This is a genomic window from Brevundimonas diminuta, from assembly GCF_050310045.1.
GTDB classification, from domain to species: Bacteria; Pseudomonadota; Alphaproteobacteria; order Caulobacterales; family Caulobacteraceae; genus Brevundimonas; species Brevundimonas diminuta_F.
Window position 1 is genome coordinate 1,553,348 of sequence record NZ_CP190005.1, and the last position, 19,832, is coordinate 1,573,179.

21 protein-coding genes are annotated in these 19,832 nt (G+C 65.1%); 3 read left to right on the plus strand and 18 right to left on the minus strand.

Annotation, left to right across the window (positions count from 1 at the left end; translation table 11 throughout):
• Positions 1-79 precede the first annotated feature (79 nt).
• Positions 80-529, plus strand: a complete 450-nt coding sequence (locus ACORJG_RS07545; RefSeq protein WP_427792827.1) for a hypothetical protein — start codon at positions 80-82, stop codon at positions 527-529.
• On the opposite strand, the gene ACORJG_RS07550 is transcribed toward ACORJG_RS07545, so the two are convergent.
• From ACORJG_RS07550 to ACORJG_RS07565, 4 genes are all read right to left on the minus strand, one after another.
• Positions 526-1,272 carry an ABC transporter ATP-binding protein gene (locus ACORJG_RS07550; RefSeq protein ID WP_427792829.1) on the minus strand — a complete coding sequence of 249 codons (747 nt, stop codon included), beginning with the start codon at positions 1,270-1,272 and terminating at the stop codon, positions 526-528. The two genes, ACORJG_RS07545 and ACORJG_RS07550, sit on opposite strands and share 4 nt — an antisense overlap.
• Positions 1,265-2,578 carry a lipoprotein-releasing ABC transporter permease subunit gene (locus tag ACORJG_RS07555; RefSeq protein ID WP_427792830.1) on the minus strand — a complete coding sequence of 438 codons (1,314 nt, stop codon included), beginning with the start codon at positions 2,576-2,578 and terminating at the stop codon, positions 1,265-1,267. The genes ACORJG_RS07550 and ACORJG_RS07555 overlap by 8 nt, the downstream gene beginning before the upstream one ends.
• Complete coding sequence (proS, locus tag ACORJG_RS07560) at positions 2,575-3,891, minus strand: proline--tRNA ligase (RefSeq protein ID WP_427792832.1); 1,317 nt, start codon at positions 3,889-3,891, stop codon at positions 2,575-2,577. The genes ACORJG_RS07555 and proS overlap by 4 nt, the downstream gene beginning before the upstream one ends.
• A 61-nt stretch (positions 3,892-3,952) precedes the next feature.
• Positions 3,953-4,219: a DUF1467 family protein gene (locus ACORJG_RS07565; RefSeq protein ID WP_427792834.1), complete on the minus strand. Its 267-nt coding sequence runs from the start codon at positions 4,217-4,219 to the stop codon at positions 3,953-3,955.
• Between the two features lie 70 nt (positions 4,220-4,289).
• Here ACORJG_RS07565 and ACORJG_RS07570 point away from each other — a divergent pair, with 70 nt between their 5' ends.
• Positions 4,290-4,649, plus strand: a complete 360-nt coding sequence (locus ACORJG_RS07570) for a 5-carboxymethyl-2-hydroxymuconate Delta-isomerase (RefSeq protein WP_427792836.1) — start codon at positions 4,290-4,292, stop codon at positions 4,647-4,649.
• Between the two features lies 1 nt (position 4,650).
• Positions 4,651-5,070, plus strand: a complete 420-nt coding sequence (locus ACORJG_RS07575) for a GFA family protein (protein WP_427792838.1) — start codon at positions 4,651-4,653, stop codon at positions 5,068-5,070.
• A 3-nt stretch (positions 5,071-5,073) separates the two neighbouring features.
• Here ACORJG_RS07575 and ACORJG_RS07580 read toward each other — a convergent pair whose 3' ends face one another.
• The 14 genes from ACORJG_RS07580 to nuoF all read right to left on the minus strand — a co-directional run bounded on the left by ACORJG_RS07580 (position 5,074) and on the right by nuoF (position 19,831).
• Positions 5,074-5,412, minus strand: coding sequence for a DUF3088 family protein (locus ACORJG_RS07580; RefSeq protein ID WP_427792840.1), 339 nt, complete (start codon positions 5,410-5,412; stop codon positions 5,074-5,076).
• On the minus strand, positions 5,412-7,088 hold the full coding sequence (locus ACORJG_RS07585; RefSeq protein ID WP_427792841.1) for a ribonuclease J: 1,677 nt from the start codon (positions 7,086-7,088) through the stop codon (positions 5,412-5,414). Before ACORJG_RS07585 ends, ACORJG_RS07580 begins: the two co-directional genes overlap by 1 nt.
• 6 nt (positions 7,089-7,094) lie before the next feature.
• A complete protein-coding gene (locus tag ACORJG_RS07590; RefSeq protein WP_427792995.1) occupies positions 7,095-7,889 on the minus strand; it encodes a type III pantothenate kinase in 795 nt (264 codons plus the stop codon).
• Complete coding sequence (locus ACORJG_RS07595; protein ID WP_427792843.1) at positions 7,886-8,632, minus strand: biotin--[acetyl-CoA-carboxylase] ligase; 747 nt, start codon at positions 8,630-8,632, stop codon at positions 7,886-7,888. Before ACORJG_RS07595 ends, ACORJG_RS07590 begins: the two co-directional genes overlap by 4 nt.
• Before the next feature lie 6 nt (positions 8,633-8,638).
• Positions 8,639-10,081, minus strand: a complete 1,443-nt coding sequence (gene nuoN, locus ACORJG_RS07600; protein WP_427792845.1) for an NADH-quinone oxidoreductase subunit NuoN — start codon at positions 10,079-10,081, stop codon at positions 8,639-8,641.
• A 7-nt stretch (positions 10,082-10,088) separates the two neighbouring features.
• Positions 10,089-11,576 (minus strand): NADH-quinone oxidoreductase subunit M, encoded by a 1,488-nt coding sequence (locus ACORJG_RS07605; protein ID WP_427792847.1) that lies wholly within the window; start codon positions 11,574-11,576, stop codon positions 10,089-10,091.
• A gap of 5 nt (positions 11,577-11,581) precedes the next feature.
• Positions 11,582-13,621, minus strand: coding sequence for an NADH-quinone oxidoreductase subunit L (gene nuoL / locus ACORJG_RS07610; RefSeq protein WP_427792996.1), 2,040 nt, complete (start codon positions 13,619-13,621; stop codon positions 11,582-11,584).
• 14 nt (positions 13,622-13,635) lie between these two features.
• Entirely contained in the window at positions 13,636-13,944 is a 309-nt protein-coding gene (gene nuoK / locus ACORJG_RS07615; RefSeq protein ID WP_003164596.1) for an NADH-quinone oxidoreductase subunit NuoK, read from the minus strand.
• A complete protein-coding gene (locus ACORJG_RS07620) occupies positions 13,944-14,570 on the minus strand; it encodes an NADH-quinone oxidoreductase subunit J (RefSeq protein ID WP_040345165.1) in 627 nt (208 codons plus the stop codon). Before ACORJG_RS07620 ends, nuoK begins: the two co-directional genes overlap by 1 nt.
• Before the next feature lie 113 nt (positions 14,571-14,683).
• Positions 14,684-15,175, minus strand: coding sequence for an NADH-quinone oxidoreductase subunit NuoI (nuoI, locus tag ACORJG_RS07625; RefSeq protein ID WP_003170180.1), 492 nt, complete (start codon positions 15,173-15,175; stop codon positions 14,684-14,686).
• Positions 15,175-15,369, minus strand: a complete 195-nt coding sequence (locus ACORJG_RS07630; protein WP_427792849.1) for a hypothetical protein — start codon at positions 15,367-15,369, stop codon at positions 15,175-15,177. Before ACORJG_RS07630 ends, nuoI begins: the two co-directional genes overlap by 1 nt.
• 17 nt (positions 15,370-15,386) lie before the next feature.
• Positions 15,387-16,463, minus strand: a complete 1,077-nt coding sequence (nuoH, locus tag ACORJG_RS07635) for an NADH-quinone oxidoreductase subunit NuoH (protein ID WP_346530037.1) — start codon at positions 16,461-16,463, stop codon at positions 15,387-15,389.
• Between the two features lie 3 nt (positions 16,464-16,466).
• On the minus strand, positions 16,467-18,512 hold the full coding sequence (gene nuoG / locus ACORJG_RS07640) for an NADH-quinone oxidoreductase subunit NuoG (protein ID WP_427792851.1): 2,046 nt from the start codon (positions 18,510-18,512) through the stop codon (positions 16,467-16,469).
• A 5-nt stretch (positions 18,513-18,517) separates the two neighbouring features.
• Positions 18,518-19,831 (minus strand): NADH-quinone oxidoreductase subunit NuoF, encoded by a 1,314-nt coding sequence (nuoF, locus tag ACORJG_RS07645; protein WP_346530042.1) that lies wholly within the window; start codon positions 19,829-19,831, stop codon positions 18,518-18,520.
• Position 19,832 lies beyond the last annotated feature (1 nt).

Genomic DNA, 19,832 nt, shown 5'->3' on the forward strand with positions numbered 1-19,832 from the left:
TAGTCCCACGCAGTTGATCCGCTGTCGCGCATCGCCGAACGATATCTCGGTTACACTACTGGGGACGTGGAGGCTCGACGTGCTGCAAAGCGCCGTTTTTCTGGCCCGGCCGCCATCCGGTTACATGGCCAGCGCACGCTGGCCCGCCCTGGTCGACATGCGTCGGGATCAGGCCCGCAGCCTGAGCCTGGCCGGCGTGGTTGTCGCGGTTGATGACGACATCGTCTACGCCATGGAAGGCGCGCCGGCGGCTCTGGATGATTTCTTGAGTCTGCTGGTCGTCAGCCCGTGTCAGGCGGTGACGGCCGAGATGTGGCGCGCGGCGGTCCGGTTCCGGTTTCAGCGCGTGCTGGCTCTGTCGCAGCCGGTTCTGAGGCCTGACGAGGCGGCCGCCCTGCGGCGTGCGCTTGATCCCCTTCGCCCGGCCTATGCGGACATTCCGCCGTTGCTCGGCGCTGCGGCCATGCGCTGGGCGATGCTGCCGTATCGCCTACCGCTGAGAGCGACGACACGGCTTATCGCCTCTTAATAGGCCTGACTTTCAGCCGCCCGCTGTTCCAGATGGCCGTCCTTCAGGGCGAAGACCCGGTCCATATGCCCGGCCAACTCCATGTTGTGAGTGGCGATCAGGGCGGCCACGCCCGTGGTCTTGGCCAGTTCACGCAGGGCCTCGAACACAGCCTGACTGGTGACGGGGTCCAGGTTTCCGGTCGGCTCATCGGCCAGCAGCAGGCGCGGGTCGTTGGCCAGGGCGCGGGCGATGGCGACGCGCTGTTGCTCGCCGCCTGAAAGTTGCGCGGGCTGGTGCGTGACGCGCTGGCCGAGACCCAGCGCCGTCAGGGTTGCGGTCGCACGACGGCGCGCCTCCCCCTCCCCTACGCCCGCGATCCGCATGGGCAGGGCCACATTATCCAGAGCGTCAAATTCCGGCAGCAAGTGATGGAATTGATAGACAAATCCGATGCGGTGCAGACGCAGACGCGTGCGCGCCCGTTCGTCCAGTCCGCCAACGTCCTCGCCATCAATCAGCACCTGACCGCTGGTCGGACGCTCCAGTAGGCCCGCCGCGTGCAGCAGGCTGGACTTGCCCGAGCCGGACGGTCCGATCAGGCCGACGACCTCGCCCGGCATGACCTCCAGATCGACGCCCTTAAGCACCGTCAGCCCGCCCTGGGCCGTCGGATAGGTGCGTGTCACCCCGCGCAGCGACAGGATGGCGCCGTTCGTCTCGACCTCGACAGAGGCGGGCTTCTTCTTCAGCAGCCTATTCAAAACGCAGGGCCTCCACCGGGTCGATGCGCGACGCGTTCCACGACGGCGGCAGGCTGGCCAGGCAACTCATGAAGAAGGAGAAGACCGCGATCCAGGTCACGTCCCATGCGTCCACCTTGGCCGGAACGGAATCCAGCATATAGACCTCGGCGTTGAACAATTGGACGCCCAGCAGAGCCTCAAGGAAATGCTGGATCGCCCCGATGTTCCAGCAGAACAGCAGCCCCAGAACCAGACCCGCGATCGTGCCGCCGATGCCGATGGCCGCACCCGACATGAAGAAGATACGCAGGATCGACGACTGGCTGGCGCCGACCGTCCGCAGAATGGCGATGTCGCGCGTCTTGTTCTTCACCAGCATGACGATGCCGCTGATGATGTTCATGGCGGCGATGGCGACCACCATGCCCAGGATGATGCTCATGGCCACGCGCTCGACCTTCAGCGCGCCCCAGATGGCGGCCTGGCGATTGCGCCAGTCCTGAACGATACTGCCTGCGCCAGCGGCCCGCTGGACCGGCGTCAGCAGGGCCTCGACCTTGTCCGGCTCTGCCACCTTCATCTCGATGACGTCCCAGACGCCGTCCTTGCCGAAGAAGAGCTGCGCCTGCTCCAGCGGCATGAAGATGAAGGCGCGATCATAGTCCGCCGCGCCCGACGTATAGATTCCGCCGACGATATAGGTCTTCTCCAGCCCGCCCAGATTGCCGAAGGCGCTGCCGGCGCCGGTCGGCGTATAGAGGGAGATCGGGTCGCCTTCACGCAGGCCCATCTGCTCGGCTAGGCTCTTGCCGATTAGGACGTGATCGCCGCCGTACTGGCCCTTGCCGAAGCGCTCGCGCGCCTCAGGGGTCAGGCTGTCATAGACGAATTTCGTCGAGGTCAGATCCTGTGGCCGCACGCCGCGCACGATGCCCCCGGTGGCCGCCCCGCCTGCACGGAACATGGCCGGGCTTTCAACCAACGGCGTCACCGCCACCACGCCGGGCACATCGGCGATCCGCTTCAGCGCGGCGTCGCGGTCCGGCGCATAAAGCACCGGCCCCTGCACATACATATGACCGTTGAACGACAGGATCCGGTCCATCAGCGTGCCGCGGAAACCCGCCATGATGCTCATGACGCTGATCAACACGGCGACGGCCAGCATGATGCCGATGAAGCTGATCATGGCGATCAGCGCCACCCCGCCCTGTTTGCGCTTCGCTCGCAGGTAACGGAGCGCCAGCCCGATCTCCCAGCTGGAGAAGGGGCCGGTTCGCGGGGATGCGGGCGGCGGTGCCGAAGCCGTCGCAGCGTCGGTCATTTCGTAAGCAGCTCCAGGGCGGCGTCCAGCGGCAGGCTCTGCTTCTCACCGGTGGCGCGGCGCTTCAGTTCGACCACGCCGTCAGCCAGCCCCTTGGGACCAATGGTCAGTTGCCACGGCACGCCGATCAGATCGGCGGTGGCGAACTTGCCGCCCGGACGCTCGTCTGTGTCGTCGTAGAGGACGTCCTTGCCCAGCGTTTCCAGCTTGGCGACGGCCTCTTCACAGGCGGCCGAGACGGCCTCGTCGCTGGCGCGCAGGTTGATCACCACCACATCGAACGGCGCAACCGAGTCCGGCCAGATGATGCCGCCCTCGTCATGGCTGGCCTCGATGATGGCGCCCAGCAGGCGCGATACGCCCACGCCATAGCTGCCCATGTGCACGTCGGTGTCCTGACCATTCGGTCCCGCGACCTTGCCCTTCATCGGCGCCGAATATTTCGTGCCGAAATAGAAGATGTGGCCGACTTCAATGCCCCGCGCCGACAGGCGGTCGCCCTCGGCGGTCTGAGCCTCGAACTGGGCCGCGTCGTGCATTTCCTCGGTCGCGGCATAGAGGGCCGTGCGCTCGTTGAACACGCCTTCCAGTTGCTCGACGCTGAGGTTGTGCCCAGGCGCCGCCATCTCGACCAGTTTGCGGTCGCAGAAGACCTCGCTCTCGCCGGTCTCGGCCAGGACGATGAACTCGTGGCTCAGATCGCCGCCAATCGGGCCGGTGTCGGCGCGCATCGGCACGGCCTTCAGGCCCAGACGGGCGAAGGTGTTCAGATAGGCGGCGAACATCCGCTTATAGGCGACGCGGGCCGAGGTCTCGTCCAGATCGAAGGAATAGGCGTCCTTCATCAGGAACTCGCGACCGCGCATGACGCCGAAGCGCGGGCGGCGCTCGTCCCGGAATTTCCACTGGATGTGGAAGAGGTTCAGCGGCAGCGACTTGTAGCTCTTCACATAGCTGCGGAAGATGTCGGTGATCATCTCCTCGTTCGTGGGGCCGTACAGCAGTTCGCGCTCATGACGGTCGGTGATGCGCAGCATCTCCGGGCCATAGGCATCGTAACGACCCGACTCGCGCCACAGGTCCGCCAGTTGCAGCGTCGGCATCAGCAGCTCAACCGCGCCCGCCTTGGTCTGCTCTTCACGGACGATGTTCTCGACCTTGCGCAGCACGCGCAGGCCCAGCGGCAACCAGGCGTAGATACCGGCGGCCTCCTGCTTGATCATGCCCGCGCGCAGCATCAGCTGATGCGACACGATCTGGGCGTCGGAAGGGGCTTCTTTCAGGATCGGCAGGAAGTAGCGCGACAGGCGCATGGTCGTAAGTCTCTGCAAAGTCAGTCAGGTCCGGGATTTAACCGGGCGAATGGCGCGAAATCTAGAGCGCGCCGGCGTGAGAGATGTGGGGAATCGGCATCCAGCCCAGCCACACCAGAGCGACGATCAGCACCCAGACCAGGGCCGAAACCCAGGTGGTGGTGATGAATTTCTTCTTCAGTTTCGGCTCGCTCGGCGCGCCCCACTGGGTGCCGTCGGTCGGCGGCTCCTTGACCTGTTCGGACATGCCCAGCGGCAGAATGGCGAACAGGACGATCCACCAGACGGTCAGATAGGTGGCGATCAGGGTAAATGGGCCAAGGGGCATCGACAAAAGTCCGTTTATCGCTTTCTTCGTGCGGCGCCTCTGGTGAGGCGCATCAGCAAGGACTCCCTGAATGCCACAGATTACGCTGGAACACTCCACCCATTTCGACGCGACCGACTGGCGCGCCCTGTCGCTGGAGATTCACCGGCTGTGCGTCGACGTCGTCGGCGCGACCCTTCCGGCCTGCAAGACGCGGATCGTGCGCTGTGAAAACCTGATCATCGCCGACGGCGACCCGGCGCAGGCCATGGTCCACTGCGACCTGCGCATCCTGACCGGCCGCACCCAGGAGCAGAAGACGGCTCTGGGCGAAGCCGTGCAGACCGCCCTGCTGGCGGGCGTGTCCGGCTATGACGGCCCGCGCCAGATCTCGGTCGAGATCGGCGCGCTGGATCGCGACAACTACCGCAAGGTCACGCTGGGAGGCTGAGATGTCGACGCCAGAAGCCAGAGAAGGCGGCCGTCACTGCGGCGCGGTGCGATTTCGCGTCGAACTCAGCGACGGCTTGAACACCGCTCGTCGCTGCACCTGCTCCTATTGCCGGATGCGGGGGGCGGTGGCGGTCTCAAGCGCATTGAACGGTCTGACGATCACTCAAGGCGAAGAGGCGCTGTCGCTCTATCGCTTCAACACAGGCTCGGCATCGCACTGGTTTTGCCGCCATTGCGGAATTTACACCCATCACCAGCGTCGCTCGAACCCGCTGGAATATGGGATCAACGCCGCCTGCCTGGACGGCGTAAGCCCCTTCGATTTTGCGGCAGTTCCAGTAATGGATGGCCAGGCTCACCCCAGCGACACCGGCGTGTCCCGGATCGCTGGGGTGCTCAGGTTTGAACCGGGCGACTGATCTTTACGGATGCGGCCGTCCGATCCCATAGCGCGCCGTCCAGTAAGGCAGGATGTCGTCATCCTGTAGGAAGCGCGCGCCGGTCTCTTCACTGACCTGTGCATCGGGCCAGTCGAACGCGCCATCCAGCACCAGAAGGGGGCAGCTCTGGTTCGCCTCCCCCACTTCAGCGATCACGACCGGGCGCGGGCGCGGGTGATCGACGTGGATCACCTCGATCTGCTCGCGCAGGCGCGGATACAGGCCCAGAACGCCTTCGATCCGCGCGCCGGGCGGGCAGAACCACGGCCCGCCCTGATCATCAAACCAGTCGGCGTTCAGAAGATACAGACGATCCGCCATCAGAGCCTCAGCACCACGGTTTCGACGATGGGGCGACGATCCCAGATCTGCTGACTGGCCTTCTTCAGCGTGCGGCTGACGGCCTGTTCGATGACCATCTCGTCCTGCAGGGCCTTGCCCTTCAGGCCGCGCACCGTGTTCTCGACACGCTCGGCCATGTCATCCAGCACATCGCCCAGCGGGCAATTGGGATCGCCGGGCAGGCCGATGCCCCGCACGTCGATGTCGCTGGCGATCCGCCCGCGACGGTCCAGGGCGAAGCTGACGATCAGGATGCCGTTGTTGGCCGCATGCTTGCGCTCGCGCAGGGCCTCGCCCAGTTCCTCCACCAGCATGCCGCCATCGACGAACAGGCGGCCCCAGGGCACTTCGTCGATGATCTCGGCCCGGCCCGGGGCCAGACGCACCATGTCGCCGTTACGCGGCGTCACCGCCTCCGGCACGCCCATGGCCTTGGCCAGGGCTCCGTGCTCGATCAGGTGGCGGCGCATCCCGTGGGTCGGCACGGCGATCTGCGGCCGCGCCCACTCATACATCTGCTTCAGTTCGTCACGGCACGGGTGGCCCGAGACGTGGATGCCGGGGCGATCCTTCTCGGTGTAGATGCGAATTCCGCGCTCGGCCATCCTGTCCTGCAGGCGGCCGATGGACAGTTCGTTGCCCGGAATGACGCGCGACGAGAAGATGCAGTGATCTCCCTCGCCCAGCTTGATGAACGGGTGCGTGCCTTCGGCCACGCGCGACAGAGCGGCGCGCGCCTCGCCCTGACTGCCGGTGCACAGATACAGGATCTCGTCCGCCGGCCAGACCTTGGCCTCCTGTTCGGACAGGAAGGGCTTGATGTCGTTCAGCATGCCGACCGACTTGGCGGCGGCGGTGATGCGGTGCATCGAGCGCCCGGCCAGCGCCACGCGACGACCGGCTGCTTCGGCGGCGCTGATGACACTGTGCATCCGCGCGACGTTGGAGGCGAAGCAGCCGACGGCGACCCGGCCCTTCAGGCCCTGGATCAGCTCAGCCAGCTTGACCTTCACATCGCCCTCGGACCCGGCGACGCCGTCCACGAAGACGTTGGTGGAGTCGCACACCATCGCCAGAACGCCCTCGTCGCCCAGCTTCTGGATGAAGTCGACGTCAGTGCGCTCTCCCACGACCGGATCGTTGTCGATCTTCCAGTCGCCGGTGTGCAGCACCGTGCCCAGCGGCGTCTTGATCGCCAGACCGTTCGGCTCGGCGATCGAGTGGGTGATGGTGACATAGGTCACCTCGAACGGGCCAAGGTCCACGGTCGAACCCAGCGGGGCCTCGATCAGCTCGACATCCTCATAGATGCCCGCATCGCGCAGCTTTTCGCGGATCAGGAAGGCAGTGAAAGGCGTAGCGTACAGCGGCGCCTTGATGCGCGGCCACAGCCAGCCAAGCGCGCCGATGTGGTCCTCGTGCGCGTGCGTCAGCACGATGCCGAGGATGTTCTCGCCTTCCAGGAAGGTCGGGTCCGGCACGATCACGTCCACGCCCGGCGTGGACTGGTCGCCGAAGGTCACGCCGACGTCGACGATGATCCATTTGCGGTCATGCGCCGGGCCGAAGCCATAGGCGTTCAGGTTCATTCCGACCTCGTTCGAGCCGCCCAGCGGCAGGAAGACGAGTTCGTCGTTTTGATTTTTCTTAGTCATACGGCCTTACAGATGGGAGTTCCGCCGCCATATTTCGAGTAGGCCGCGGATGGTCAGGTCCGGATCAAACCGGTCGATAGAGTCGGTTGCGCCCTCGAACAGAGAGGCGACGCCGCCGGTGCCGATGACCGTCATGGGCTTGCCCCACTCGGCCTTGATACGGTCCACCAGCCCTTCGATCAGGGCGATATAGCCCCAGAAGACGCCCGATTGCATGGAGGTCACGGTGTCGCGCCCGATCACGGTGTCGGGGCGCTGAATGGCGATGCGCGGCAGCTTGGCCGCCGCCTCGTGCAGGGCCTGAAGCGACAGATTGATGCCCGGCGCGATCAACCCGCCCTCAAAGGCGCCGCCGCCCTGCCCGTTCGCGCCGGACACGATGTCGAACGTCGTCGCCGTGCCGCTGTCGACCAGCAGCAGGTCGCCTTCATAGGCCTGCAAGGCGCCGATGGCGTTGACCAGACGGTCAGCACCGGCCTCGCTGGGCTTATGGATACGCACCTCGATGCCCAGCTCGACGTTCTCACCGATCACCAGAGGTTCGACGCTCAGATAGCGCCGCGCCAGATTGCGCAGATTGAAGATCGACTGCGGCACCACGCTGGAGATGATGCAACCGTCCATGTCGGCCATCGTCAGCCCATGCCCGCGCATCTCGAACAACTGATGCAGCCAGACGGCGTATTCATCGGCCGTGCGCATGGGATCGGTGGCGGTGCGCCACTGGAAGATCCACTCCTGCCCGTCATGGACGGCGAACAGGGTGTTGGTGTTGCCTTGCTCGATCGCCAGCAGCATCAGGCGGCCTCTCCGAAGAAGACATCGCCCGCCGAGATCACTCGAAGGCTTCCGTCCGGCAGTTTCAGGCGCAGGGCGCCGTCGGCTTCGACGCCGTCGGCAATCCCGCTCAGGGTTTCATGGCTCAATCGCGCCGTGCATGGACCGAACAGACCCGGCGTGCGCGCAACCCAGGCGTCCAGCACGGGCTGAAAGCCCAACTGCGTCCAGCGTTCCAGCCATGCGTCGAAGGTTTCAGCCAGCGCCTTGGCCCCCTCCTCCATCGACGGCGCCGAAGCCACGTCGTGACCAAGATGCTCGGCGATGCAGGTAGTCGGCCGCTCGGTCCCTTCGGGCGCGTGGGACAGGTTCACGCCGATGCCGACCGCCAGCCACAGACCGCCAGACGGCGCCGGGCCGGATTCGATCAGGATGCCGGACGACTTGCGCCCGTCCAGCAGAACGTCATTGGGCCATTTGATGCTGACCAGCGCGGGCGGGACATAGCGGTCCAGCAGGTCGGCCACCGCCAGCGCAGCGGCGAAGGTCAATTGCGCCGCCTCGGCCGGAGTACGGTTCAGCGTCAGCAGCAGGGTCGTGGCCAGATTGCCGTCCCGGCTGTCCCAGGCGCGGCCGCGACGGCCCCGCCCGGCGGTTTGACGCCGGGCCGCGATCCACAGCGGCCCGGCCTCGCCCGCCTCGGCGCGACGACGCGCCTCGGCATTGGTGGAGTTGGTCTCTTCGAGGATCAGGACCGGAGCCGCCAAGGCCCCTTATCCGATCCCGACGCCCGCGGCCGCCGCGCGCGTCAGCGGCTCCAGCCAGGTCAGGGCGATCAGCAGCACGGGGAAGCTGAAGGCCGCAGCCGCCCAGCCGATCCACTGCGCGCCGGTGGGCGCCTTGTCCGTCGACACGTCGAACTCCGGCGTATCGAACCACATCACCTTGATGATGCGCAGGTAGTAGAAGGCCGCGACGACCGAGGCCACCAGACCCGCAGCGCCCGCCATCCAGTAACCGGCGTCGGCGGCCGCGCCGAAGACATAAAACTTGCCCCAGAAGCCCGACATCGGCGGAATGCCGACGGCCGACAGCGACAGGATCGTCAGGGCGACGGCTGTCACCGGGCGATCCTTCTTCAGACCGGCCAGATCGGCGATCTTGCGGATCGGACGACCATTGCGGCTCAGCGACAGCAGGATGGCGAAGAAGCCGATCTGGTCCACGACATACAGGGTCATGAACATCAGAGTCGCCTGAACGCCGACCTGCGTGCCCGCCGCCACGCCCAGCAGGGCGTAGCCGATGTTGATGATGGACGAATAGGCCAGCAGGCGCTGGATGTCCTTCTGCATCAGACCGCCGAAGGCGCCGACGGCGAAGCTGATCAACGAGATCAGGATCAGCACCTGCGCCCACTGCGCATGGGCCAGGCCGAAACCTTCGACCAGCACGCGGATGATCAGGACCATGGCCGCCACCTTGGGCGCGGTCGAGAACAGGGCCACGACCGGCGTCGGCGCGCCTTCATAAACGTCGGGCGTCCACATGTGGAACGGCGCGGCCGAAACCTTGAACGCCAGACCGCAGATCAGGAAGACCAGGCCGAAGATCAGGCCCGGACCCGGGTTGGCGGTGGCGAAGGCGGCGATGTCCTCGAACCGCATCGAACCAGCGAAACCGTAGATCAGGCTGGCGCCGTACAACAGCAGACCCGACGACAGGGCGCCCAGCACGAAATACTTCAGACCCGCTTCCGAGGCCTTCAGATCGTCACGGCGATAGGCGGCCAGGACGTAGAGGGCCAGCGAGTGCATCTCGATGCCGATGTAGAGCGAGATCAGATCGCCCGACGACGCCATCATGCCCATGCCGACCGAGGCCAGCACAATCAGGATCGGATATTCGAACTTGGCGATGTTGTTCCGATGCATCCAGCCGTCGCCCAGCACCACGGCCACGGCGGCGGACAGGAAGATCACCACCTTGCCGTATACGGCCAGCGGATCGGCCACATAGGCCCCGTTGAAGGCGGAGCCCAGCGGGCCGACAACGGCCAGCGCCGTCGCCGCCAGCAGCAGCAGCACCGACAGGCCCGAAACCAGACGCGTCGACTTCTCGCCGCTAAAGGCGCCGAGCATGAGCAGCACCAGGCCGCCGACCGCAAGGGTCAGCTCCGGAGCCGAGAGATGAAGGGCGGAAGACAGATCAGTCATTATGCTCTCACCCGCCGATGGCTGCGCGATAGGCGGTCGTCAGGGCCTCAACCGTCGGCCCGGTGTAATCCAGAACGGCGTTGGGATAGAGGCCCAGCCAGATGGTGCCGACGATCAGGGGCACGAAGATCAGCAGTTCGCGCTTGTCGATGTCGGTGATGCTTTCCAGCGCCGGATTGGTGATCGGGCCATACATGACGTTGCGGAACAGCGTCAGCGCATAGACCGCCGAGAAGATCACGCCCGAGGCCGCAATCAGGGCCGTCCAGGTCGAGACCTGATAGGCGCCCGTCATCGTCAGCACTTCGCCGATGAAGCCCGAGGTGCCCGGCAGGCCGACGTTGGCCATGGTGAACATCAGGAAGATGGCCGCGTACCAGGGCATCCGCGCCGTCAGGCCGCCGTAGAATGCGATCTCACGGGTATGCATCCGGTCATAGACCACGCCGACGCACAGGAAGAGCGCGCCCGAGATCAGGCCGTGGCTCAGCATCTGGAAGACGGCGCCCTGAATGCCGGTGTCGTTGCCCGCGAAGATGCCCATGGTCACGAAGCCCATGTGGGCGACCGACGAATAGGCGATCAGCTTCTTGATGTCCGTCTGACGGAAGGCGACCAGCGAGGTGTAGACGATGGCGATCACCGACAGCGTCAGCACCAGAGGCGTGAACATCTGCGACGCCTGCGGGAACATCGGAATGTTGAACAGGATGAAGCCGTAGCCGCCGAGCTTCAGCAGGATGCCGGCCAGGATGACCGAACCCGCCGTCGGCGCCTGAACGTGGGCGTCGGGCAGCCAGGTGTGCACCGGCCACATCGGCATCTTCACCGCGAAGGAGGCGAAGAAGGCCAGCCACAGCAGCGGCTGCACCGCCGGATCAAAGGCGTACTGCTTCAGTTCCGGAATGCTGGTGGTGCCGGTCGTATGGGCCATCCACAGCATGGCCAGCAGCATCAGGACCGATCCCAGCAGGGTGTACAGGAAGAATTTGTACGCCGCATAGATGCGGTTGGCGCCGCCCCAGATGCCGATGATCAGATACATCGGCACCAGGGTGCCTTCGAAGAAGATGTAGAAGAGGAACAGGTCCAGCGAGGTGAACACCCCGATGACCATGGTTTCCAGGATCAGGAAGGCGATCATGTACTCGACGACGCGCGTCTCGATCGACTTCCAGCTGGCCACGATGCAGATCGGCAGCAGGAAGGCCGTCAGCAGGACAAACAGGATCGAGATCCCGTCAACGCCCAGATGATAGGCGGCGCCCGCGAACCAGGCGTGGTTCTCGACGAACTGATAGGCCGGGTTCGACGGATCGAACTGCGCGACCAGCAGGACGGACACGGCCAGCACCACCAGGGTGGTGCCCAGCGCGATCCAGCGAGCGGCCGGGGCCGCGGCGTCCTGACCGTCCTTGTTCAGCAGGCGCGCGATCAGGATCGCGGCCGCACCGAGAAGCGGCAGGAAGGTGACGATGCTCAGAATGTGAGGCACGAGGCTCAGGCTCCCCACGTGAAGATGGCGAAGGCAAGGAACGCAGCCACGCCGATCAGCATCACGAATGCATAGAAGTAGACGAAACCGGACTGGAAGCGGGACAGCCAGCCACCGGACTTCAGCGAAGCCCAGGCCGCGCCGTTCGGGCCCAGACCGTCGATGATCTTCACGTCGCCGATCTTCCAGAAGAAGTCGCCAAGCGCCTTGGTCCCCTTCACGAAGGTGGCGTCATACAGCTCGTCGACGAACCACTTGTTGTAGAGGAAGGTCCACAGCGGGCCCTTGCGGTCGGCCATCTCCTTGGCCGCGCCTTCCTTCACGACATACAGCCACCAGGCGATGAACGTGCCCAACAGCGTCACGATCAGCGGCGCCCACTTCACCCAGGTCGGGACGTTGTGGCTTTCGTGCAGGACGTGGTTGTCGCCGCCGACGAAAATGGCGCCACGCCAGAACTCGGCCTCATGATGGCCGATGAAGTGCGGAGCAAAGACCATGCCCGCGAACACCGCACCGACAGCGAGCAGCAACAGCGGCACGACCATGACCAGCGGGCTCTCGTGCGGCTTCAACGGACCGTGGTGGTCGTCGTGCGCATGATCGTCATGGGCGTCATGAGCGTGAGCGTCCGCATGATGGGCGCCCTCCTCTTCCTTCCACACCGGCTTGTTGTGGAAGGTCATGAAAATCAGACGCCACGAATAATAGGCCGTCAGCAGGGCCGCCGAGATACCGATGACGAAGGCGAACATGCCCGCGGCCGAGTGGCCGGTCGTCGCTGCCGCATAGGCGCTCTCGAGGATGGAGTCCTTGGAGTAGAAGCCGGCGAAGCCGCCGACGCCAGGCATGCCCAGGCCGGTGATGGCGATGGTGCCGATCATCATGGTCGCATAGGTGACGGGCAGCAGCTTCCACAGGCCGCCCATCTTCCGCATGTCCTGCTCGTGGTGCATGCCGTGGATCACCGAACCGGCGCCCAGGAACAGCAGGGCCTTGAAGAAGGCGTGCGTGAACAGGTGGAACATGGCGGGCTGATAAGCGCCGACGCCCGCCGCGAAGAACATGTAGCCCAGCTGCGAACAGGTCGAATAGGCGATCACCCGCTTGATGTCGTTCTGCATCATGCCGACCGTCGCGGCGAAGATGGCCGTGATCCCGCCGATGATGGCGATGAACTGCGACGCGACAGGCGCGTGCTCATACAGGGGCGACAGCAGGCAGACCATATAGACGCCGGCCGTAACCATGGTGGCCGCGTGGATCAGGGCCGACACAGGCGTCGGGCCTTCCATCGCATCCGGCAGCCAGGTGTGCAGGAAGAACTGCGCCGACTTGCCCATCGCACCGATGAACAGCAGCAGACCGGCCAGATCCAGCGCCGACCAGGTGTGGCCCAGGAATTCCCAGCCCGTACCGGCCTTGCCCGCGATCTGCGGGAACAGCTTGGCGAACTCGATCGTGCCGAACATCCAGAACACGGTCATCATGCCGAGCAGGAAGCCGAAGTCGCCGACGCGGTTGACCACGAAGGCCTTGATCGAGGCGGCGGTGGCCGAGGGCTTCTTGAACCAGAAACCGATCAGCAGATACGACGCCAGACCCACGCCTTCCCAGCCGAAGAACATCTGCAAGAAGTCGGCGGCCGTCACCAGCGCCAGCATCATGAAGGTGAACAGCGACAGATAGGCGAAGAAGCGTGGACGGCTGTCGTCCTCCTTCATGTAGCCCCAGGAATAGAGGTGAACCAGCGAGGACACCGACGTCACCACAATCAGCATGACAGCCGACATGGCGTCGACGCGGATCGACCAGTTCGACTGGAAGTCGCCCACGTGAATGAACGGCGCCAGGCGCACGGTGAAGGCTTCCAGCCCGCCCCAGGTCCACTGGCTGAACACGATCCACGAGATCGCGCACGAGAAGAACAGCAGGCCCGTAGTGACGGCCTGCGAGGCGACGTCGCCGATCCGGCGACCGAAGAAACCGGCGATCATGGCCCCCAGCAGGGGGGCGAAGACGCCGAGAGTGACGAGAGTCTGGATAGTCACGGTTCCGATCAGCCCTTCATCACGGAGGCGTCGTCGACCGCGATGTCGCCGCGGTTACGGAAGAAGGTCACGAGAATGGCCAGGCCGACAGCGGCCTCGGCCGCGGCGACCGTCAGGACGAACATGGCCATCAGCTGACCCGACACGTCGTTCAGGTGGGTCGAGAAGGCCACGAAGTTGATGTTCACCGCGAGCAGGATCATCTCGACCGACATCAGGATAATGATGACGTTCTTGCGGTTCACGAAGATGCCGAAGACGCCGATGGTGAACAGCATGGCGGCGACCGCCAGATAATGCTGGAGCGAGATATCCATTACAGAAGCTCCTCGGGGGTGACGCCCTGGCCCGTGGTCACGGACTTGATCTCGACGGCCTTGGCGCGTTCGCGGTTGGCCTGGGCCGCCAGATCCTGGCGATGCACGCCCGGACGGTGACGCAGGGTCAGGACGATGGCGCCGATCATGGCGATCAGCAGGACCACGCCCGCCGCCTGGAAGAAGTAGACGTAGTCCGTGTAGAGCACGCGGCCGATCGTCTCGATGTTGGTGACATCAGGCCCGGCCGGAACCGGCGAGGTCGCGTCGCGGGCGGCGCCGCCCTGAACGACGGTGATCGACACCATGATCATCTCGGCCAGCAGAACGCCCGCCACGATGCCCGCCAGCGGCAGGTAGCGCGCGTATCCTTCGCGCAGCTTCACGAAGTCGACGTCCAGCATCATGACGACGAACAGGAACAGCACCGCCACAGCGCCGACGTAGACGACGACCAGCAGCATCGCCAGGAACTCGGCGCTCAGCAGAACGAACAGACCGGCTGCCGAGAAGAAGGTCAGGATCAGCCAGAGAACGGAGTGCACGGGATTGCGCGCGGTCACCACCAGCAGGGCGGAAACCACGGCGACCGTCGCCAGAAGATAGAAGGCCAGGCCTTGCAACATGTGCGGGACGACGCCCCTCTTCAAAACCAATGGCCCAAGGGGGAACCCCGGACCCTTCCAAAATCGGCCCCGGCCCGAAGGTCAGGGTCAGCGTGGCGGAATCGCCGCTCCGTTTAGCGATACGGAGCGTCGAGTTCCAGATTCTTCGCGATCAGACGCTCCCAGCGGTCGCCGTTGTCCAGCAGGCGCGCCTTGTCATAGAGCAGTTCTTCGCGCGTCTCGGTGGCGAACTCGCTGTTCGGCCCCTCGACGATGGCGTCCACCGGGCAGGCCTCCTGGCACAGGCCGCAGTAAATGCATTTGACCATGTCGATGTCGTAGCGCGTCGTGCGGCGGCTGCCGTCGGCGCGCGGTTCGGCCTCGATCGTGATCGCCTGGGCGGGGCAGATGGCCTCGCACAGCTTGCAGGCGATGCAGCGTTCCTCGCCGTTCGGATAGCGGCGCAGCGCGTGTTCGCCACGGAATCGCGGCGACTGCGGGTTGCGCTCGAACGGATAGTTCACCGTGGCCTTGGGCTTGGCCATGTACTTCAGCGACAGGCCGACAGCGCCGAACACGTCGGTCAGCATCGCGCCCTTGGCCGCCTGAACGATACGGGTCAGCATTACGATTTCACTCCGGCGCACTCGCGTTGATAGCGGGCGCTTTCCTTGTCGAGGGTCTGGCAAAGGCGCTGGCGTTCCGCCGCGCGCCGTTCAACGTCCTGCACCTTGCGCTCCCATTGATAGACCGACACGGGGTCGGCCTCATAGGGCGCGCAGGCGCCAGCCGTCGCGAGGACGGCCAGGCCGGTCAGCATTGTGGCGCGAACGCCCATCATGCCCCCACCGCGAACACGCGCCACGCCGCCACGAAGACCACAGCCACCAGCGAGGCCGGCAGGAAGATCTTCCAGCCCAGGCGCATCAACTGGTCATAGCGGTAACGCGGCACGAAAGCCTTCACCAGCGCGATCATGAAGAACCAGCCGACCACCTTGATGATGAAGACCAGCAGGTAGAACAGGTTGGCGACAAAGGCCGGGACGCTGTTCAGGAAGTCGGTCGGGAAGCCCGGGTTCCACCCGCCGCAGAACAGCAGGGTGATCATGGCGCACATGAAGACGATGTTGGCGTATTCGCCGATCATGAACAGCAGGTACGGGGTCGAGGAATATTCGACCTGATAACCGGCCACCAGTTCCGACTCTGCTTCGGGAAGGTCGAACGGCGGGCGGTTCGTCTCGGCCAGCGCCGAGATGAAGAAGACCACGGTCATCGGCAGCATGACGATGATGGTCGGCAGAGTCTCAAGGCCACCGCCGAAGGCGTTCCAGTTCCAGATCCAGCCCGACTGCTGGGTCACGATCTGGGTCAGGTTCATCGTCCCCGACAGCAGGATGACGTTGATGATGATGAGGCCCATCGAGACTTCATACGACACCATCTGCGCCGCCGAACGCAGCGCGCCCAGGAACGGATACTTCGAGTTCGAAGCCCAGCCGCCCATGATGATGCCGTAAACGCCCAGCGAGCTGATCGCCAGAATATACAGGATGCCGACGTTCAGGTCCGCAACCACCCAGCCCGGCGCAAACGGGATCGCCGCCCACGCCACGAAGGCCAGCACGAAGCTGATCAGCGGGGCCAGGATGAAGACCACCTTGTCCGACCCGGCCGGGATGACGATCTCCTTCAGCACGAACTTGAAGAAGTCGGCGAAGGATTGCAGCAGGCCGAAGGGGCCGACCACGTTCGGCCCCTTGCGCAGCTGAACACCCGCCCAGATCTTGCGGTCGGCCAGCAACAGGAAGGCCAGGGAGATCAGGATACCGACCACCACCAGCAGAATCCCGCCGACCGTGGCGAGGGTCCAACCGAGAGGCGTGGTCCAGAAGGAAGTCGCAGCGTCCATGATTTACTCCGCCGCCAGGGCGACCGGCGCCGTCCGCTCAGCGGACAGTTGGGCCATGGTTTCACTGGCGCGCGCGATCGGGTTGGTCAGGTAGGGATCGGCGATGACGGAGACGAAGGCGACGTCGCCCAGGTCTCCCTTGGCGCCCAGCTTGGCGACGTCGAACGTCGCAGCCGGCGCCAGATAGTCGATACGGCCGAAGGTCGGATGGTCGCCCATCAGCTTGGTGCGCAGTTGCGCCAGCGTGTCGAACGGCAGCTTGTGGCCGACGCGTTCCGACAGGGCGCGGATGATGGCCCAGTCGTCCTTGGCCTCGCCCTTGGGGAAGACCACGCGCTCGGCCATCTGCACCCGGCCCTCGGTGTTGACGTACAGGCCCGACTTCTCGGTATAGGCCGCGCCGGGCAGGATCACGTCCGCGCCGTGCGCGCCGCGATCGCCGTGCGAACCCAGATAGACGCGGAAGGCGCCCGATGCGTCCGCGTTCACCTCATCGGCGCCCAGCAGGAACAGCACGTCCAGCGCGCCCGGCTTCAGCATGGCGGCCACATCCAGACCGCCCTCGCCCGGCAGGAAGCCCATGTCCAGACCGCCGACGCGCGCGGCGGCGCTGTGCAGGACGTTGAAGCCGTTCCAGCCGTCCTTGACCACGCCGACCTTCTTGGCCAGCGCGCCCAGGGCGTTCAGCACAGCCGGGCCGGTCTCGCCGATCAGGGCGCCCGCGCCGACGATGATCGCCGGGCGTTCAGCCTTGGTCAGGAAGTCGGTCGCCGCCTTGGGCAGCTTGCCGACGGTCTTCGAACCGGCGCCGAGGTAGTTGTAGTCATAGGTCAGATCGGCCTGCGGGCCGATAACGCCGATCTCGACGCCGCCCTTCAGCCAGGTCTTGCGGATGCGCGCGTTCAGCAGCGGCGCTTCGGTGCGCGGATTGGCGCCGACGATCAGAATGGCGTCAGCGTTTTCAATGCCTTGCAGGCCGGAGTTGAACAGCCAGCCCTCGCGAGCCTCGCCTCCCAGCGCCGCGCCGTCCTGACGGCAGTCCGTGTTGGCCGAACCCAGCGCGCGGAACAGGTCCAGCGTCGCCTTCATCGACTCGGCGTCCTGAAGGTCGCCCGCAATGACGCCGATACGGTCGGCCGGGGCCGCCTTCAGCTTGTCAGCCACGACCGACAGGGCCTCGTCCCACGACGCTGCACGCAGTTTGCCGTTCTCACGCACCCACGGGCGGTCCAGACGTCGCGCCTGAAGGCCGTCGACGGCGTAGCGGCTCTTGTCCGACAGCCACTCCTCGTTGATGCCCTCGTTCACGCGCGGCAGCACGCGCATGACCTCGGCGCCGCGTGAGTCGGCGCGGATGTTCGAGCCGAGCGCGTCCATCACGTCGATGGTCTCGGTCTTCTTCAACTCCCACGGGCGGTAGTGATACTGCCACGGGCGGTGCGTCAGGGCGCCCACCGGGCACAGGTCGTTGACGTTGCCCGACAGTTCGCTGTCGATGTTCTTTTCCAGATAGGTGGTGATCTCGGCGCTTTCGCCGCGCGAGATCATGCCGATGTCAGGAACGCCCGCCACTTCCGTGATGAAGCGAACGCAACGCGTGCACTGGATGCACCGCGTCATGAACGTCTTGACCGTCGGGCCCATGTTCTTTTCTTCGACCGCGCGCTTGTTCTCGCCATAGCGCGAGCCGTCGCGGCCATAGCCCACGGCCTGATCCTGCAGGTCGCATTCGCCGCCCTGGTCGCAGATCGGGCAGTCCAGCGGGTGGTTGATGAGCAGGAACTCCATCACCCCTTCGCGGGCCTTCTTCACCATCGGCGTGTCGGTGAAGATTTCCTGACCTTCGGCGGCCGGCAGCGCGCACGAAGCCTGCGGCTTCGGCGGTCCAGGCTTCACCTCGACCAGGCACATGCGGCAGTTGCCGGCGATGGACAGGCGCTCGTGGTAGCAGAACCGCGGGATTTCCTGCCCGGCGCGCTCGGCGACCTGCAGCACGGTCATGCCCGGTTCGAACTCGACTTCAACGCCGTTGACCTTGGCGATAGGCATTACGATTACTCCGCCGCGATCGCGTGGCCGGCGAAGTTCGCGCGGCGGCTGCGGTAGGTGTGGATGCGCTCTTCGATCTCGTGACGGAAGTGCCGGATCAGACCCTGAACGGGCCAGGCGGCGGCGTCGCCGAGGGCGCAGATGGTGTGGCCTTCGACCTGACCAGCCACGTCGAGCAGCAGGTCGATCTCGGACGGGTCGGCATCGCCGATCGCCATGCGTTCCAGCACGCGCCACATCCAGCCGGTGCCTTCACGGCACGGCGTGCACTGGCCGCAGCTCTCGTGCTTGAAGAAGTAGCTGATGCGGGCGATTGCCTTCACGATGTCGGTCGACTGGTCCATGACCGTCACGCCCGCCGTGCCGAGGGTCGAGCGCATTTCGCGCATGGAGTCAAAGTCCATCAGGGCGACTTCGGCCTGTTCGCGCGTGATGACCGGGCAGGACGCGCCGCCCGGAATGATGGCCTTCAGGTTTTCCCAGCCGCCGCGCACGCCGCCGCCGTGATCCTCGATCAACTGGCGCAGCGGGATCGACATGGCCTCTTCGACCACGCAGGGCGTGTTCACGTGACCCGACAGGGACATCAGCTTGGTGCCCGCGTTGTTCGGACGGCCGAAGCTGGCGAACCAGTCGGCGCCGCGACGCAGGATGGTGCCGACGACAGCGATCGACTCGACGTTGTTCACGGTCGTCGGGCAGCCATAGAGGCCCGCGCCCGCCGGGAACGGAGGCTTCAGGCGCGGCTGGCCCTTCTTGCCTTCCAGGCTTTCCAGCAGAGCCGTCTCTTCGCCGCAGATATAGGCCCCGGCGCCGTGGTGGATATAGACGTGGAAGTCCCAGCCGTGGACGTTGTCGTCACCGATCAGCCTGGCCTCATAGGCCTGCTTGACGGCGGCTTCCATGCGCTCGCGCTCAAGAATGTATTCGCCGCGCAGATAGATGTAGCAGGCGTGCGCCTGCATGGCGAAGGAGGCGATCATCGCGCCTTCGATCAGCAGGTGCGGATCATGACGCATGATCTCGCGGTCCTTGCAGGTCGCGGGCTCGGACTCATCGGCGTTGATGACCAGGTAGTGAGGGCGATCCTTCACTTCCTTGGGCATGAAGGACCACTTCAGCCCGGTCGAGAAACCGGCGCCGCCGCGTCCGCGCAGGCCCGAGTTCTTGACGTTGTTGATGATCCAGTCGCGGCCAAGGTCCAGCATGTCCTTGGTGGCGTTCCACGCGCCGCGCGTCTTCGCACCCTCAAGGCCCCAGTCATGGAAGCCATAGAGGTTGGTGAAGATCCGATCCTTGTCTTGGAGGATGCCGACCATG